The 15,680-nt window shown below is 36.0% G+C and carries 13 protein-coding genes and 2 pseudogenes; 9 read left to right on the plus strand and 6 right to left on the minus strand.

Annotated features, from left to right (window positions below):
- Positions 1 to 27: 27 nt before the first annotated feature.
- On the plus strand, positions 28 to 876 hold the full coding sequence (locus C9E89_RS18375; protein WP_107009766.1) for a sulfurtransferase: 849 nt from the start codon (positions 28 to 30) through the stop codon (positions 874 to 876).
- A complete protein-coding gene (gene asd / locus C9E89_RS18380; RefSeq protein WP_107009765.1) occupies positions 873 to 1,724 on the plus strand; it encodes an archaetidylserine decarboxylase in 852 nt (283 codons plus the stop codon). The genes C9E89_RS18375 and asd overlap by 4 nt, the downstream gene beginning before the upstream one ends.
- Positions 1,725 to 1,790: 66 nt before the next feature.
- Here asd and phoR read toward each other — a convergent pair whose 3' ends face one another.
- The 3 genes from phoR to C9E89_RS18395 all read right to left on the minus strand — a co-directional run bounded on the left by phoR (position 1,791) and on the right by C9E89_RS18395 (position 4,833).
- The gene (gene phoR, locus C9E89_RS18385) at positions 1,791 to 3,149 is read right to left on the minus strand and encodes a phosphate regulon sensor histidine kinase PhoR (protein WP_107009764.1); all 1,359 of its coding nucleotides are present in this window, start codon (positions 3,147 to 3,149) and stop codon (positions 1,791 to 1,793) included.
- 22 nt (positions 3,150 to 3,171) lie between these two features.
- A complete protein-coding gene (gene phoB, locus C9E89_RS18390) occupies positions 3,172 to 3,882 on the minus strand; it encodes a phosphate regulon transcriptional regulator PhoB (protein WP_107009763.1) in 711 nt (236 codons plus the stop codon).
- Positions 3,883 to 4,128: 246 nt separating this feature from the next.
- Positions 4,129 to 4,833 carry a TetR/AcrR family transcriptional regulator gene (locus C9E89_RS18395; RefSeq protein ID WP_228199066.1) on the minus strand — a complete coding sequence of 235 codons (705 nt, stop codon included), beginning with the start codon at positions 4,831 to 4,833 and terminating at the stop codon, positions 4,129 to 4,131.
- Between the two features lie 205 nt (positions 4,834 to 5,038).
- On the opposite strand from C9E89_RS18395, the gene C9E89_RS18400 reads away from it, so the two are divergent.
- The 4 genes and pseudogenes from C9E89_RS18400 to C9E89_RS18415 all read left to right on the plus strand — a co-directional run bounded on the left by C9E89_RS18400 (position 5,039) and on the right by C9E89_RS18415 (position 8,442).
- Positions 5,039 to 5,884 carry an SDR family NAD(P)-dependent oxidoreductase gene (locus C9E89_RS18400; RefSeq protein WP_107009762.1) on the plus strand — a complete coding sequence of 282 codons (846 nt, stop codon included), beginning with the start codon at positions 5,039 to 5,041 and terminating at the stop codon, positions 5,882 to 5,884.
- Between the two features lie 245 nt (positions 5,885 to 6,129).
- Positions 6,130 to 7,188, plus strand: a complete 1,059-nt coding sequence (locus C9E89_RS18405) for an RNA-guided endonuclease InsQ/TnpB family protein (RefSeq protein ID WP_107009761.1) — start codon at positions 6,130 to 6,132, stop codon at positions 7,186 to 7,188.
- A gap of 93 nt (positions 7,189 to 7,281) precedes the next feature.
- On the plus strand, positions 7,282 to 7,512 hold the full coding sequence (locus tag C9E89_RS18410; RefSeq protein ID WP_147305732.1) for a hypothetical protein: 231 nt from the start codon (positions 7,282 to 7,284) through the stop codon (positions 7,510 to 7,512).
- 7 nt (positions 7,513 to 7,519) lie between these two features.
- A pseudogene (locus C9E89_RS18415) lies at positions 7,520 to 8,442 on the plus strand (IS5 family transposase).
- 103 nt (positions 8,443 to 8,545) lie between these two features.
- Here C9E89_RS18415 and C9E89_RS18420 read toward each other — a convergent pair.
- Positions 8,546 to 9,310 (minus strand): annotated as a pseudogene (locus tag C9E89_RS18420) (IS701 family transposase).
- A gap of 691 nt (positions 9,311 to 10,001) precedes the next feature.
- Between C9E89_RS18420 and C9E89_RS18435 the strand changes: the two are divergent.
- A complete protein-coding gene (locus tag C9E89_RS18435; protein ID WP_107009758.1) occupies positions 10,002 to 10,565 on the plus strand; it encodes a reverse transcriptase domain-containing protein in 564 nt (187 codons plus the stop codon).
- A gap of 82 nt (positions 10,566 to 10,647) precedes the next feature.
- Here the strand turns inward: C9E89_RS18435 and C9E89_RS18440 are convergent, their stop codons facing one another.
- Positions 10,648 to 11,349, minus strand: coding sequence for an IS1 family transposase (locus C9E89_RS18440; RefSeq protein WP_107009757.1), 702 nt, complete (start codon positions 11,347 to 11,349; stop codon positions 10,648 to 10,650).
- Positions 11,350 to 11,432: 83 nt separating this feature from the next.
- Here C9E89_RS18440 and C9E89_RS18445 point away from each other — a divergent pair, with 83 nt between their 5' ends.
- Both C9E89_RS18445 and C9E89_RS18450 read left to right on the plus strand, forming a co-directional pair.
- Complete coding sequence (locus C9E89_RS18445) at positions 11,433 to 12,935, plus strand: glycosyltransferase (protein WP_107009756.1); 1,503 nt, start codon at positions 11,433 to 11,435, stop codon at positions 12,933 to 12,935.
- Positions 12,928 to 14,715: a CapA family protein gene (locus tag C9E89_RS18450; protein ID WP_107009755.1), complete on the plus strand. Its 1,788-nt coding sequence runs from the start codon at positions 12,928 to 12,930 to the stop codon at positions 14,713 to 14,715. The genes C9E89_RS18445 and C9E89_RS18450 overlap by 8 nt, the downstream gene beginning before the upstream one ends.
- Before the next feature lies 1 nt (position 14,716).
- Here C9E89_RS18450 and C9E89_RS18455 read toward each other — a convergent pair whose 3' ends face one another.
- Positions 14,717 to 15,397 carry a metalloprotease gene (locus tag C9E89_RS18455; RefSeq protein ID WP_228199067.1) on the minus strand — a complete coding sequence of 227 codons (681 nt, stop codon included), beginning with the start codon at positions 15,395 to 15,397 and terminating at the stop codon, positions 14,717 to 14,719.
- Between the last annotated feature and the right edge of the window lie 283 nt (positions 15,398 to 15,680).

The raw sequence follows: 15,680 nt of genomic DNA on the forward strand, positions 1-15,680 counted from the left end.
TAATCCTGCTAAAATTCAAAAAATCTTATGACGACTTCTCCCTTTCATTTTGAATTATTAATTGAAGCTGAGCAACTTGTTCCCTATTTAGGACATGAACAATTACGGATTGTTGATTTAAGCCGTAGTTCTGTTTATGAACAATTGCATATTCCACATGCTTTACATCTCAAACCGCAGTATTTAGTTCGCCAAGAGGAAAATGCTTCGGGTTTATTGCCAGATGAAGCAGGATTAAACACTTTAATTGAGTATTTAAATATTTCTCCTGAACATCACGTGGTTGTTTATGATGATGAAGGGGGCGCATGGGCAGGGCGTTTGATTTGGAATTTACATTGCCTTGGCTTTGAAAATGTCAGTTTATTGAATGGTGGCATTCATGCTTGGCTAGGCGCAGGCTTTCCAACTTCGGCTGAGGTAGAAGAACTTAAACCTGTCACAAATTTATTTAAAATAAATCTACAAAATGTTGAAAAATATAGAATTAAATACGAAGAATTACTCGAAAAAGTACAAAAAAATGCAGTGCAAATTTGGGATTGTCGTACAACTGAGGAATATACGGGTCAACGCTTAGCAGCACGACGCGGTGGTCATCTACCAAATGCATTACATTTTGAGTGGAGTACTGCAATTAATCGTCAAAATCATTTAAAATTGCATTCCTTAGAACGCACCCAACAACGCTTAGAACAATTGGGCTTTCATTTAGATCAACCTGTGGTGGTGTATTGTCAGTCTCATCACCGTTCAGGTTTGGCTTATATTTTAGGGCGATTGCTCGGTTGGGATATTCAAGCTTATGATGGTGCGTGGAGCGAATGGGGCAATCGCCTCGACAGTCCAATTATTAGTGGAGAATCACCGTCGTGAGTCTAGCCTCAAATTTGAAAAAACAACTTTTTATTCGTGCGCAAAACCTTGTACCTCAACAACAACTGAGCCGTGTGGTTGGAAAAGTTGCAGCAAGTGAAAATTTAATTATAAAAAATATTGCGATTCAAGCTTTTAAAGTACAGTACGGCATTGATTTATCAATTGCACAACAAACTGATGCTTTGAAATACAAATCATTTAATGAGTTTTTTACACGTGCTTTAAAAGAGGGTGTCCGTGAAATCGATACAGATGCAAATAGTATTGTTTCACCTGCGGATGGTGCGATTTCTCAATTAGGTAAAGTCAAAGAAGGCGATGTATTTCAAGCGAAAGGGCAAAGTTTTTCTGTAGAGAAACTCATTGGTGACCCACAATTGGCAGTGCCATTTAAAAATGGTGAATTTGCGACAGTATATTTATCACCACGTGATTATCATCGTGTGCATATGCCATTTGCAGGTACATTGACAGAAACGTTATATATTCCAGGTGAGTTATTTTCAGTAAATCAAACCATTGCGGAAAATGTACCAGGTTTATTTGCACGTAATGAGCGTATGGTTTGCTTATTTGATACAGAACTTGGACGTATGGCTGTAGTCTTGGTGGGTGCGATGATTGTTGCAGGTATAGAAACAGTTGCAACAGGTAAAGTAAAACCTTCTGGTCGTGTTGAACTTGATCATCATGAATTAAAACTTGAAAAAGGTGATGAGTTAGGACGCTTCTATTTAGGGTCAACAGCAATCGTTTTATTTGAACAAAATAAAATGAATTGGGATGCTCAATTTCAAGCAAACTCTACAGTGGTAATGGGCGAGGCTTTGGGGCATAGCCTATAATTTTAGATCACAAAAATCACTTTTCTCAATAAAGAAGGTGATTTTTGTTTGAACTTGCTAAATTTTTTATTCAGGTTTATATAAACGTTCTTTTGGAAATACCACTTTAAAGGTTGACCCTTGATTTTCTTTTGATTCAACTTCTAAATAAGCATTGTGTTGCATCAATACATGTTTGACAATCGCTAAACCTAGACCTGTTCCACCTGTTTGACGGCTACGTGCGCTATCTACCCGATAGAAACGTTCAGTTAAACGAGGTAAGTGTTTAGGGTCAATCCCAATTCCCGTATCTTGTACAGTAAAATAACCATGTGAACCATCATCATGCCAGCCCATCGTTACTGTGCCACCTTTAGGGGTGTACTTAACAGCATTGGTGATTAAGTTACTAAATGCACTAGCAAGTTCGGTATCTGAACCGATTAAGTCGCAATGGCTATCAATATCTAAGTTTAATGTATGCCCATAATCAACATTATAGGCTTGAGCATCATCAAATAATTGATTCATTAAACTAGGCATTTCAATGATTTGGTTTTTAGCAATTTGCTTATTACCTTCAAGTCGAGATAAAAGTAATAAATCATTCACCAAAGCATTCATACGGAGAGTTTGTGATTGCATCTGGTCAAATGCACGTTTCCAACGTGGATTTAGATATTCTTGATCAGTAAATGTTTCTATATAGCCACTTAGAACAGTAAGCGGCGTTCGTAATTCATGTGAAATATTATCGACAAAATCTTTACGCATTTGTTCTAAGTTGTGGACACGCGTGACATCATAAGCAACCAGTAAACGACTTTCGCTACCAAAACGGGTAAGTTTAATTTGTACATAATGCTCATCATAAACTGAAGATTTGATTTTGATGCCATCAGGCGATTGGTCAATATTATTAAAATATTCAATGAAGCTCGGTTGACGAATAATGGTTAAAATATTACGTCCACGATCGAGCATTTGGATGCCTAACAGTTTTTCTGCTGCAGGATTCCACCATTCTATTTGATGCAGTTCATCGGTTAAAACCACCGCTTCAGCAAGTGCAATCAGTGACGACTGTGCTCGGTCAATCAGTCCAACCATTTCAGCTTGAACAACACGTTCTTGGCGCTGCGCACGATAAACATTAAATAATAATGCGCCCCATATACCACTTAAATTAGGAGGAACATCATAGGGGCGGTTAGAAATCCACTCATTCACCAAATACAAAGAGCGAAGTTGGAAAATAAAAAAAGTAGCAAAAGCTAAAGAAATGCAAACCCAAAAATACCCGATCCCAAAACCAATAAAATATCCGATGACTAATAAAAATGCTAAAAGTCGTAAATCTTGTTTAGCAAACGCCCATAAACTGCTGTAACGAAATTGTTTATGTTCACGTGCAAGATCTGGGACGGGGTAGGGTTCATACATAAAAGCAAATTGACCTAAAAAGCTAACCTAAAGCGACATCAGCGCGTGTAGAGAAACGGTAACCTGTACCACGTACTGTTTGTACATAACGGTCTGTGCCATAAGGTTCTAATACTTTACGTAAACGACGAATATGCACATCAATTGTACGGTCTTCGATATAGACATTACCACCCCAGACTTGGTCAAGTAACTGGGCACGTGTATAAGCACGTTCAGGATGTGTCATAAAGAAGGCTAATAAACGATATTCAGTTGGTCCCATTTCTAAAATACTGTTGCCAAAACTCACACGTTGACTTACAGGATCTAAAATTAAACCATTTGCATCAATTGATTTTTCACCACTTAAGGCATTTGCACGACGTAAAACAGCTTTAATACGAGAGACCAATTCACGTGTTGAAAATGGTTTCGTCATATAATCATCTGCACCAGCATCGAGTCCTTGCACTTTGTGATCTTCTTCACCTCGTGCAGTCAACATAATGACTGGGATTTCTGCCAGACTTTCATCACGTTTCAAGCGACGACATAAATCTACGCCACTCACGCCGCCCGGCATCATCCAATCTAATAAAATCAAAGCAGGTCTTTGATCGACAATCATTTGATGTGCTTGTTTAGCATCCTCTGCTTGTAAGCATTGAAAGCCTGCCATATCTAATGAGGTATGGATCATTTCTCGAATCGGAAGTTCGTCATCGACGATTAAAATATAGTCATCTTTCACAACGCAATATCCTATGTATGAACGGTGTACCGTTTTATTATTTATGACAGGCTTATTACAAAGATTAATTATGACAATATCATTGCAAAAAATAGATATTGGCTATTATTTGCAATTTTTTGTGACAAAACTTGTGAATTGATGTGAAATTTCACTTAAAAGAACGATGGCATTTTATTTTTACAGTTTAATTAAAAATATCAGGTCTTTTTCTTTCAGAGGCATTTCAGAGGTATTTTGGACAATTTAGGCGCTTTGCTTTTCTGAAAATGAGTTGAGCAATGAGAAAAAAACAGCTTCACATGCAAATACAACTTGTTCTACAGAAAGTTTAAAGCCTCCCATGACCCAACGCACAGCAACTTGCGTTACATAACCATTTAATCCTGTCGAAACCAAGGAAATTTCCTGCTCACTATAGTTGATACGCGGCATCATCAACATAACAAAGGCATGGATCATGCGATCAAAACGTCCCATGGTTTCATGAATTGTGGCGTGATTATGTAATTCTTGAACCAACATTGCATCAACATAAATAATACGTGCAACACGTGGGTCTGCTTTGAGCATAGAAAATAAAGCCATTAAACCCGAATGAATCATTGGTTTCGGATCTGGTGACGATTGCATGACACCTTGCATCACAGTGTGTTGTAGCTGATCAACTAATTGTAAAAAAATAGTTTGAAACAGCTCTTCACTCTTTTTAAAAGATTCATAAAAATAACGTTCTGTCAGTTTGGCTTCAATACAAACATCTTTGACGGTTACTGAAAAGAAGCCATGAGTACCATAAGTTTCGATCCCTGCTTCAATTAATTTTTCACGACGCGCTAATTTACGCTCAGAAAGAGACATTCCTTTGAACTGTCTTTCTTTCACGAGTTTTTTCGGTGTCTTTTGTTCCTGCACCTGTTGTGTTGTTTCATCTAAAAAATCTGTTGTCATATCAGTGTGTGCCAACTTAATTATGCAAATTGCAAGGTTTGATTCATAAAATCGTTGATGGTTATGTCATGATCCTGAGCAAGTTAATCAACATTGAAAAGCTTAACATATTATATTGACAATAGTCATTGTCAAAATTATAGTAGAGCTGTGAGTGTATGTATATAGAACGTACATACGGCAAAAATTCAAACAAGGAAACTCGATGAAAAATTTTAAAAATAAAGTCGCTGCAATCACAGGTGCAGGCTCAGGTATGGGACAACAACTGGCTATTTTATTAGCAAAAGCAGGTTGCCACCTTTCAATTAGTGATGTGAATGAAAAAGGTTTAGCCGAAACTGTAGAATTAGTTAGACAATATGACGTACGTGTTACATCAAAGAAAGTAAACGTTGCAAAACAACAAGAAGTTAAAGCTTGGGCAGAAGAATCCGTTCAAAATCATGGTTCTGTCAATATGATTTTTAATAATGCTGGTGTAGCATTAGGTGCGACAGTAGAAGGTGAAACTTACGAAGAGCTTGAATGGATCGTAGGGATTAACTTCTGGGGTGTGGTTTATGGCACTAAAGAATTTTTACCATACATCAAGAAAACAGGTGATGGTCATATCATTAATACTTCAAGTATCTTTGGTTTAACTGCTCAGCCAACTCAGTCTGGTTATAACGCAACGAAGTTTGCAGTGCGTGGTTTTACTGAGTCTTTACGTCAAGAACTTGATATTGAAAAATGTGGCGTGAGTGCACTGTGTGTACATCCGGGCGGTATTCGTACCAACATTGCAAATGATGCACGTATGAATGACAGCTTAAAATCATTGGGAATGAATCCTGATAAATCTGCAAAAGCATTTAATAAACTATTACGGAAACCTGCGGTAGAAGCGGCACAAGAAATTTTAGATGCAGTATTAGCAGACAAACGCCGTTTATTGATTGGTGGCGATGCGGTGATTGTAGATTTGGCACAACGTTTATTACCAACGGGTTATCAAAAGTTTGCAACGATGGCAACAAAACTGACCAAGCGTTTTGAACCAAAATAATTGATTTTTTATATATAAAACCGTCAGTTATGGCGGTTTTTTTATGACTTTTATTTGATCATAAAATGATTTAGTCGATGTAAAGATAAGAAAAACTTGGTAAAGCATTTATTTTATCCATTGGAGCGTAAAACCTCGCCGTTCAGGGCGAGGATATAAGCGACTGGCGTAAGCCATACGACACAGAATGTCGTATTCAATTTTTTGCTCTTCATTGCCTAAAATATTACTGTTAAAATAAGCACATGATAACACTTAAATTACGCATAAAAGACAGACATAGTTCGGTGCTAAATCAGTTAGCAACTGAAGTCAATTTCGTCTGGAATTATGTCAATGATTTGTGCTTCAAGCATCTACAACGTAAAGGTCAATTCTTTTCGGCTTACGATGTTGCAAAATATACCAAAGGAACATCTAAAGAATGTAATTTACATAGCCAAACGGTGCAGGCAGTCACCGAAGAATTAATTACACGCAGAAAACAGTTCAAGAAAGCTAAATTAAAATGGCGTGTCAGCAATAAAAAATCGGCTAGACGCTCATTAGGTTGGATACCATTTAAAAAAGTAGCCGTGAAATATGCCGATGGCTATATTCAATATAGCAAACATCAATTTAAGCTATGGGATAGTTACGGACTATCAAAATACAACGTCAAAACAGGTTCATTCGTAGAAGATAGCCGTGGGCGTTGGTATGTATGTCTTGTGGTTGATGAAGTTAAAACGGAGAAAACAACTGCTAAAACTTCAATCGGCATAGATTTAGGCTTAAAAGATTTAGCCACTTGTTCAGATGGCGTAAAGCTCAAAGCCCCTAAAATCTATCGGAAATATGAACAAAAACTTGGCATTGCTCAACGTGCAAAAAATAAGAAACGTGTCAAAGCTATTCACGCCAAGATCAAAAATATCCGTCAAAATATGCTGCATCAATTCAGCCATAAACTGGTGAATGAACATGCAGCAATCTTCGTTGGTAATGTGAATGCCAAAGCATTAGCTCAAACTAGATTGGCTAAATCAGTGCTAGATGCAAGTTGGACCACATTTCGATCCATGCTCAAGTATAAATGCGAGAACGCAGGTGTATGGTATGAAGAAGTCAATGAAGCCTATACCACCCAAACTTGTTCGTGCTGTTGCTCACGCTCCAGTAGTCCGAAAAGTAGAGCAGGACTTGGAATAAGAGAATGGCAGTGCGTGGAATGCGGTACATTCCACGATAGAGATATAAACTCAGCACTGAATATTCTTGCGCTCGGACATGAGCGTCTCGCAGGAGGAATCCCCGTCCTTTAGGTCGGGGAGGATGTCAAATACAATATCATGCATATAAAAAATAATATTTGGAACAAATGATAAATATAGCCCTGATTGCTATGTGATAAAAGTTTGGATGATGATGAAAAGATCATGTTGGCTTTAAGTCTTACCGTATTATTCCCTTTAAGTCTAAGTAGTTTTGTTCAAACCCGACCAAATTTAGATGTAAGTGAACCTGTACTAAAAGATACTCAAATATCTGAAAATGAAACAATAGAAGATAACGAAGAACAAACAGATCAAGACCACTATAGGCTTTGTTGTACAAACCTACCATTAAAGGCTTATTCAACATTATAATTCTGAAATGAATAAGCTCACACCTAAAATCTATCGTACAACCAACTGGTCTTCTTATAATAGAGCATTAATAAATCGAGGAAATATTTCTATTTGGTTTGATCCCAAAACTCAATGGTACGCTCAACCAAAAGGTAAACATGCATGGTCGAAATCAAATCTATTCTGATGTTGCTATCCAATGCTGTCTGATGATTAAATCTCTATTCCGTCTGTCTTTACGTATGGTCACAGGCTTTGTTCAAAGTCTCATTCATCTTTGTAGATTAGATTGGACAGCCCCGAATATCAGCGATATTCGTATTCCACTATTTGTAGAAGACAAAAGCATATTGATATTGCAATTAACTATCAAAAAAGCAGTAATGGTCTCCATCTACTCGTTGATTCTACTGGCTTAAAGTTTTTAGGTGAAGGCGAATGGAAACGTAAAAAACATCAGCCTGAATATCGTCGCCAATGTACATATTGGTATCGATGCTGAAACCCTGTAAATACGCGCTATTCAGCTCACAACCAACAATGTGAGTGATCACAGGTGCGATTCCACAAGAAGAACAGATTGACTCCGTCTATACTGATGGGGCGTATGACACCAGGCAATGCCGTCAGGTCATCGCAGAGCGACAAGCGCATGCGGTGATTCCACTAAGAAAAAATGCGAAACCTTGGAAAGATACAAAGACCAGCTCGCTAGAGCGAAATAAATTACTTCGAACAGTTAAACGTTTAGGCAGGACACTATGGAAAAAATGGTCAGGCTATCATCGCCGAAGTTTGGTCGAAACCAAAATGCATTGCATCAAATTATTAGGCGATAAACTCAGTGCAAGAAATTTCTAAAGCCAAGTCAATGAGATGCATGCACGTGTGGCAGTATTAAATAAATTTACGGAGTTGGGTCGACCTCACACCCGAGTTGTCACTTAAATTTGGATAACTTGGGAAAAGTTTAACTTTTGAATGTCTGTGCAACAAAGCCACCACTATAAGGAAATTAGACCTGAAATTTTACGTTTATAGGACTTACGCACTATAATTTTTGCAACTTTTGTAGCAGAAGGTGATTTTTATCTAAAATAAAACCATCAATAAAACTTTTAATGATGGGTCAAAATAAACTCTTCTGCCATTGATATATTCATAAAAAATCATTCCATTGGGTCTTTTGAATCTGTACATAAGCCATTAATGATGCAAAAATATGATTGCTAATCAGCTTAATTCGCCGCACTTGAAACTTTTCAATATGACATACTTGCTTAATGACTCGATGATATTGCTCAATTTTCCAATAATTTAAGTGTAAAACTTGAAACCTATCAAACGTTAAATTCTTATTTGGATCATAAACAATATAAAATCTCTACTGTTCTTTGAGCTGAGCCTTAAATAATTGAACAAATCCAAAGTCTTTGAGCCATACTTTTTGACCATTTTCAAAAGCAGGTAATGCTCTAATCTGATGCCAAGTCCCTTTTTCAAGGGATACCTTGCGGTTACTGTCGATACCAGAAAAAATTGACTCAATCCATATGTGGGCTATAAGGTTTATTTAATACAGTATCATCCATACTAATCATAAGTTTATGATTATGAATGTATTGTATAGCTTCATTATATAAATCGTGTGGGCAGTAATTTTCCCGTTCTAAAAAACGATTTACACTGTCATGTGAGATTTGATAGGTATCTGCAAGTTGTATACAACTTATAGAGTGTAGTTCTGTCATCAAAAATCCATATAGATGGGCAAAGTACATTGAGCTGTAGAAGCATATTTCGTTCGTCTAATCACATATATGTTTTACAGCATATTGACTATTTTTTCATGCTGTCAATTCATAAGCCCTAGCTTATATACTGACTATGTAAAAGTTGATGATGAAGACGCATTATTTTTTAAATATTTAGAACATTCTTATGAACGACAACAGCAAATTCAACCTTTTAATAAGGTGCAAGAACAAATGCAGCGCTATATTAAAGAAAACTCTCAACTTTAATTACGTGCTTTAACAGCAAAAAAATCTAAAATTGATGCCTTTTTGTATCAAAATTTATCTGAAATTTATAGTAATGTTGTTCATATTCAACAACAGATTCAGTTTTATATACCATTTAATCAAGCCATTTTAAAACTGATCGATTTTAATGCGCTATTACCTGTTTTAAATGAAAACCAGCATACGTATGTTGGGTATTCCAACAGTAGCGGATCGAATAGTACAAACAGCTGTCAAGCTCATATTGGAGCCACAGATTGATCCTCTTTTCATCCAAACTCTTATGGTTATCGTTCAGGACGTTCTGCCCATGATGCGATAGCTATGGTGAGAAGACGAAGTTGAAAGTATGACTGGGTTGTGGAATTTGATATCAAAGGTCTATTTGATAACATTGACCACGATCTACTTATGCGTGCACTTAAGAAACACTGTGAAATCCCATGGATTCTTCTCTATGTAGAACGCTGATTAAAAGCACCAATGCAAAATGTAGATGGTCAAGTTTTAGAAAGGAAATGTGGCACACCGCAAGGTGAAGTTATTAGTCCTCTATTAGTTAATTTATTTATGCATTATACTTTTGACATGCAGATTACCAAGAATCTTACGAGTGTAAGATTCTGCCGTTGTGCGGATGATGGAGTCATTCATTGCCAAAGTTTATCTCAAGCCAAACTTGTTTTACAAAAGATTGGTGCACGATTTCGTGAATGTGGGCTCGAATTGCATCTAGATAAGACAAAGATTGTTTATTGCCAAGATGTTAATCGTCGTCAATCATATCAAGATGTGCAATTTACTTTTTTCGGGTACACGTTTAGACTCCGTAAGGTCGTGAACAAGTATAAAAGAGTTTATGTAAATTTCTCTCCGGCAGTCAGTCGTAATGAACTTAAAGCAATGCGACAGACTATTCGGAAATGGTATCTACATCTGATGTGTAATCGTGAATTAAGTGATTTATCTGTAATATTTAATTCAATTCTTCAAGGTTGGCAGCAATACTATGGTCGATTCCATGGTTCAGCAATGTCAGCGATCTGAAGACACATGAATGCTTACCTTATACGCTGGATGAGGCGAAAATATAAAAATTTGGGGTGATGTTTCAAAAAGTATGCTGCCATTAAATGAATCCATTGTTGATATAAAAAAACACTAAATCAAAGGCTTTGGAATGATTGTCCAGCTTTTTTGAGAAGTTAAAATTCCTCCTAAACCCTCGCCTAATCCAGTGGCGTAAGCGACAATTATTGCCCTCAATACCCACAGTGAAAAACTTACCTATCAACTGTTTACATTTTTTGAAGGTCGTAACAAAGCTACCCCAATTATCACTTGATATATCGGTATAGCTTACACCTAGCTGCTTTAATTTTAATTTAAGTCGTTTTGCTGTGGTTAAATCTCGTTTATCCCATACATAAGCAACGATTTCACCTGTTTCTCGATGATAGGCGTAAATCAACCATTGTTTATTTTGCTTATTGCCGACAAAAGTCCAAAACTCATCTACTTCAAGGATTTCATAATGAGTTTTCCGTGTTTGAAGTTGATATTTTGATTGGCTGAGTGTACGTAAAACCTTACCCATACTCACTCTCTCAACTTCGGCAATGTCTCTAACACCACAGCCTCGCACCATCAGATGTAGTATTTTACTTTTGATACCAGAGAGACAACCTTGATAACTCAATGCATGATCACCAATAAATTGACGTTTGCATATTTTGCATTGGTAATTTTGCTTACCATATAGTTTTATACCATTTTCCTTTATACTATCACTCAGGCGGGTAGAACATTTGATTTGTAGAGTTATTTGCATTTCCCTATAGTATCAAATTATTACCTGTCTTTCTTTCAGTATACTTTTTAAACACCACCAATTATTTTATTTAGGGGTTCATAATGTTCTTTTTTCTAAGTGCAGGAATTGGAGAAAAGCTGACTGGTATTGAGCATGCGATTTTAAAAAGAAAATATGTTTTTGATAGCTGTGGTTTAGCGCATAAGATTATAACCTTAAATTACAACGCCAATTATTTAAAGAATTTAAATATCCATTATATTCAGGCCGATAGTTTTCTGAATTTATATGACGATTATCAATATTTAATTTTTGCTGCTTTGAGATCAAATACTTTAGAAGATTTTTTGCGTCATATTGCAGGAGCGGTTACCCTAGAAAAAAACAATGCCAATACAGATGTAAAAGTATATATAAATGGGAATTACCTATTTTATATTCACTTTTTCTCAAATGGGAATATTTCATACATTAATTATTTTGATAAAGCGAGAACGAAATTCAAGCGAGCTTTGTATACGGAGTCAGGCTATTTATCTAAAGAAATTTATTTAGAGAAAAACCAAGTCAAATCATATCTTTACTATAATCAGCAGGGTATTGTGGTTTTAGAGGAGCACTACACCCAAGATAATCAGCTTAGTTATTTAAGTCTAAAAGAATCCAATGGTTCATCTTATTTTTTTCAAGATCGTGATCAGTGGATTAAGCATTGGTTTCAAAAAATTATCACCTCTTATAAGCAGCCTGTTTTTTATGTTGATAAAAACAGACTTTATAATCATATTTTAGTGGAGTTAAAGTCTCCTGCATTTAAGTTAATTTCGATTTTCCATAGCGTACATGTTAGTAATCCTCAGAAGATGGGAGACGGGCGAATTAACTCCAATTACAAAATATCTTTAGCAGAAACAAATAAATTTGACGGTTATATTGTATCCACAGAGCAACAGCGGCAGGATCTTTGGGCACGTTTTGGTTCAGAATTAAAAATTTGGGTGATTCCTCCGACATTTGCCCACATAGAATCTGAACTCACTGTCAATGCCGTAGCATCCCCATTCAACATCATTTCTGTAGGGCGATATTATGTAGAAAAAAGACTTCATCATATTATTCAGGCTGTTGAAATTTTAAAAGAAAAGTATCCTGAAATTCAGCTTGATCTTTATGGTTTTGGTGACTCTAGAGATAACTTTATATATGAAAAAGAAATTCGCAAATATGTAGATGATCACGATTTAAAGACGAATGTACATTTCAAAGGCTATGTGCACAATATCTCGGACAAAATCCGAAATGCACATGTCTCTGTTGTGACGAGCACAATAGAAGGTTTCTGTATTGGAATTTTGGATAGTCTAAGTGTAGGAACGCCTGTAGTGGCCTACGATATTAAGTATGGTCCAAATGCACTAATTGAACAAAATCTTTCTGGTGTTTTAGTTGAAAATGAAAATATTCAAGCCTTAGCTATTGCAATCGAGCAATGCTACTTAAACCCATATATGAGAACCCATGCGATTAAGTCGGCGAAAAAATATGATTTGAATGGCTATAAAAAAAAATGGTTAGATCATTTGTTGGAGTTGAGTTATGTATAACTATTTAGTACAAAAAAATGGTGCGTTATTGTCGCACTCCAAACCTCAATACGTCGATTTTTCTGACCAAAATGAAGGGCTAGGTCCACTTTTGGTGCTTTATGTAGTTTATAAATTATTAGATGAACGTAAGTTAAGTTTGGATGATAGCGTCGAGATTACAGAGATGGCCCTTCAAGAAAGAGGGCGAGGTGTTGTTGGTTATGCATTACATGATGAAGTCAATTTATTACAAGTATTAATGCATTACAAAGTAACAGCGGGTGTAGATTCTCTATTTCTTTTGGCTCAGCATGTTTATAATAAGACCCAAAAGCGCATGAGCCATTATTTTGAAGAGTTAATAAAAAAACATAACTTGAGTCCAAATAGTGCCAAAAATCTTTCAGGTAAAAAAAATTCAAAATTTATTCAGCAATATACCTTAAATGATGTGCTTAAAATCGCTGAATTAATGACTCAAATTAATCCCTTTTATCTGCAAATTTTAACGCTGGGTAAAATTGCATATAAAGCTAGAAATTTTCTAAGCCCAACATTTTTACTCGATCAGGGCAAGGTTAATTACTTTTTCAGCTTTTTTAATATTTCCATAGCATGGCAAAAGCATACATCATCTGATTTTACGATTGTCATTACACAGGGAATAGAGAGTAGTTTTCAACAAGATTCTGTGATTGAACGGCATTTATTGGACCATGAAGGGCTGGATCGACTTATTTCTAATTTAAATGTAGTGACTACCCTCAAGCAAGATCGTGCCATTGTAAATATTATTGGCGATACCTATTTAGGGGAATATTACACTGAGCGACGTCGTAAACGCAAAGTATTTGATCCTTTATTGAATCATGGCTATGACTATAGCTTTGAAAAACTAAACTTTTTTTTAAATGCAGCTGATATTAATCTAGCTAATCACGAAGCATGTTTTGTAAATAATCAAATTCAATCTCCCTTGGTTGGATTGAAAAAATTTATATTGGGTGCACAGGATGTACCAACAGTCAATGCGCTTAAAAAAGCCAATATTCATTATTTATGTTTAGCCAATAACCACACTGCTGACTTTGGTGCAGTAGGTATCACACATACACTAAAAACGTTGCAAAATGCGCAAATACATTATGTAGGAGTAGGAGAAAATGAGTTTGAAGCATGCATGCCGATGAGAATTCAGATTAATGGTCGTATTATTTCTTTTTATTCTGGCTATTGGCATCGAGCCACTAACGAAAAAATATTTAAATTTTATGCCACACCTTCTTCTTCTGGTGTTGCGACCTTAGAAAGTGTGTTGTATGAAGCAGTTGCATTAGAAAAGCAAAAATATCCATCGCATTTTATTGTGGTGTTGGCACATTGGGGAGTAGATTTCTTACCGACTCAAGCTTATCAAAAAACACTCGCAAACCGATTGGTTCAACAGGGGGCAGATTTGATTCTAGGTCATGGTGCTCATACTTTACAGTCGATGCAAACGATCCAAGATTCAACCGTTATTTATAGTTTAGGTAATGGTATTTTTAATAGTGATGGTGAATATGATGGTTATCCAGATGCCTTGCCATTTGGCATGATTGCACAATTGATTTTTGAGAAAGATAGTTTAAATTTACGCCTATTGCCAATTCAATCTAATAACCGTGAAACCATGTGGCAACCCGATTTTGTACAATTAGATGATTTTAATCAAGTGGCTGACTATTATGGAGATATTGATTTTAATACTATTAACCACGTGCAATGGCCCTATTATTTCGAGAAAAAAATTCTCTAGTTTAGCTGGGCTTTAATTTTTGATAATGTTCTTTAATGATTTGAATTTGTTGATCATTAAAGCCTATATTACGTTGCCCACCACTGCCGTCACAGCCACCTTTACTTGCCATCAAGTTAGTGGTGTCTTTGAATCTTGCACCTTTAACACAAACATGACGTAAACCAAAGGTATGTCCCATTTCATGAGGGAGAGCAGCTTGAATGTTGTAATTTAGTCGCTCCCAATCAAGTAATATGATAGGTCGTCCATTGTTATGAAAGCCCCAACTATCTGCTGCTTTAAATCCTGATTTTGAGCTGTAACTATCAAAAATAAATATATAAACTTCAGCTTCTTTGCTCTTTGATGGAAAGCACTGCCGAAAAATTTTAATAAGTGCCGATCGTTCCATAGGTTTAGGACTTTCTAAAAGATGGCTGAGTTTGCAGTTTAATTGTTTGAATTTTTGATATGGAATGTATTTATTTAACTCGAATTTAAAAATGGATTGATTTTTTTCAGTGACAAAATAGCGATTTAAAATATCTACTTCTTTTTTGATTTGGCTTAGGTTATCAAATTTTTGGGCTTCAGCGTGGGGTGTGGCAAATATAAAATTGATTTGAACAATAGGAAGAGCCATCGCACATTCTCCAAGAAAGAATAGAGGAATAGTTGCGAGTATTTTTATATTAATCATATTATTTTTTCCTATATATCTTTGGGGGTATTGATGTTTTAATATTCGATCTTGGCAATATACGAAGCTAGAATATTGAAACACAAACCAATACAATTCAGCGTTCTGATGGCAGAGAGATCTCACGAGATCATTATTCTATTATTGTGAATACGAATAATGCAGAATAACCTATGTTTAAGTTTTTTTGCAGCAAACTCTCATGATGTCCAATCATGGATTGCAAAATTTAACGCAATTATTAATGGATAAAAGAGAACCGATAGAGCTGATCTGTAAGCAC

Origin of the sequence: Acinetobacter sichuanensis (assembly GCF_003024515.2) — a bacterium.
Classification (GTDB): Bacteria; Pseudomonadota; Gammaproteobacteria; order Pseudomonadales; family Moraxellaceae; genus Acinetobacter; species Acinetobacter sichuanensis.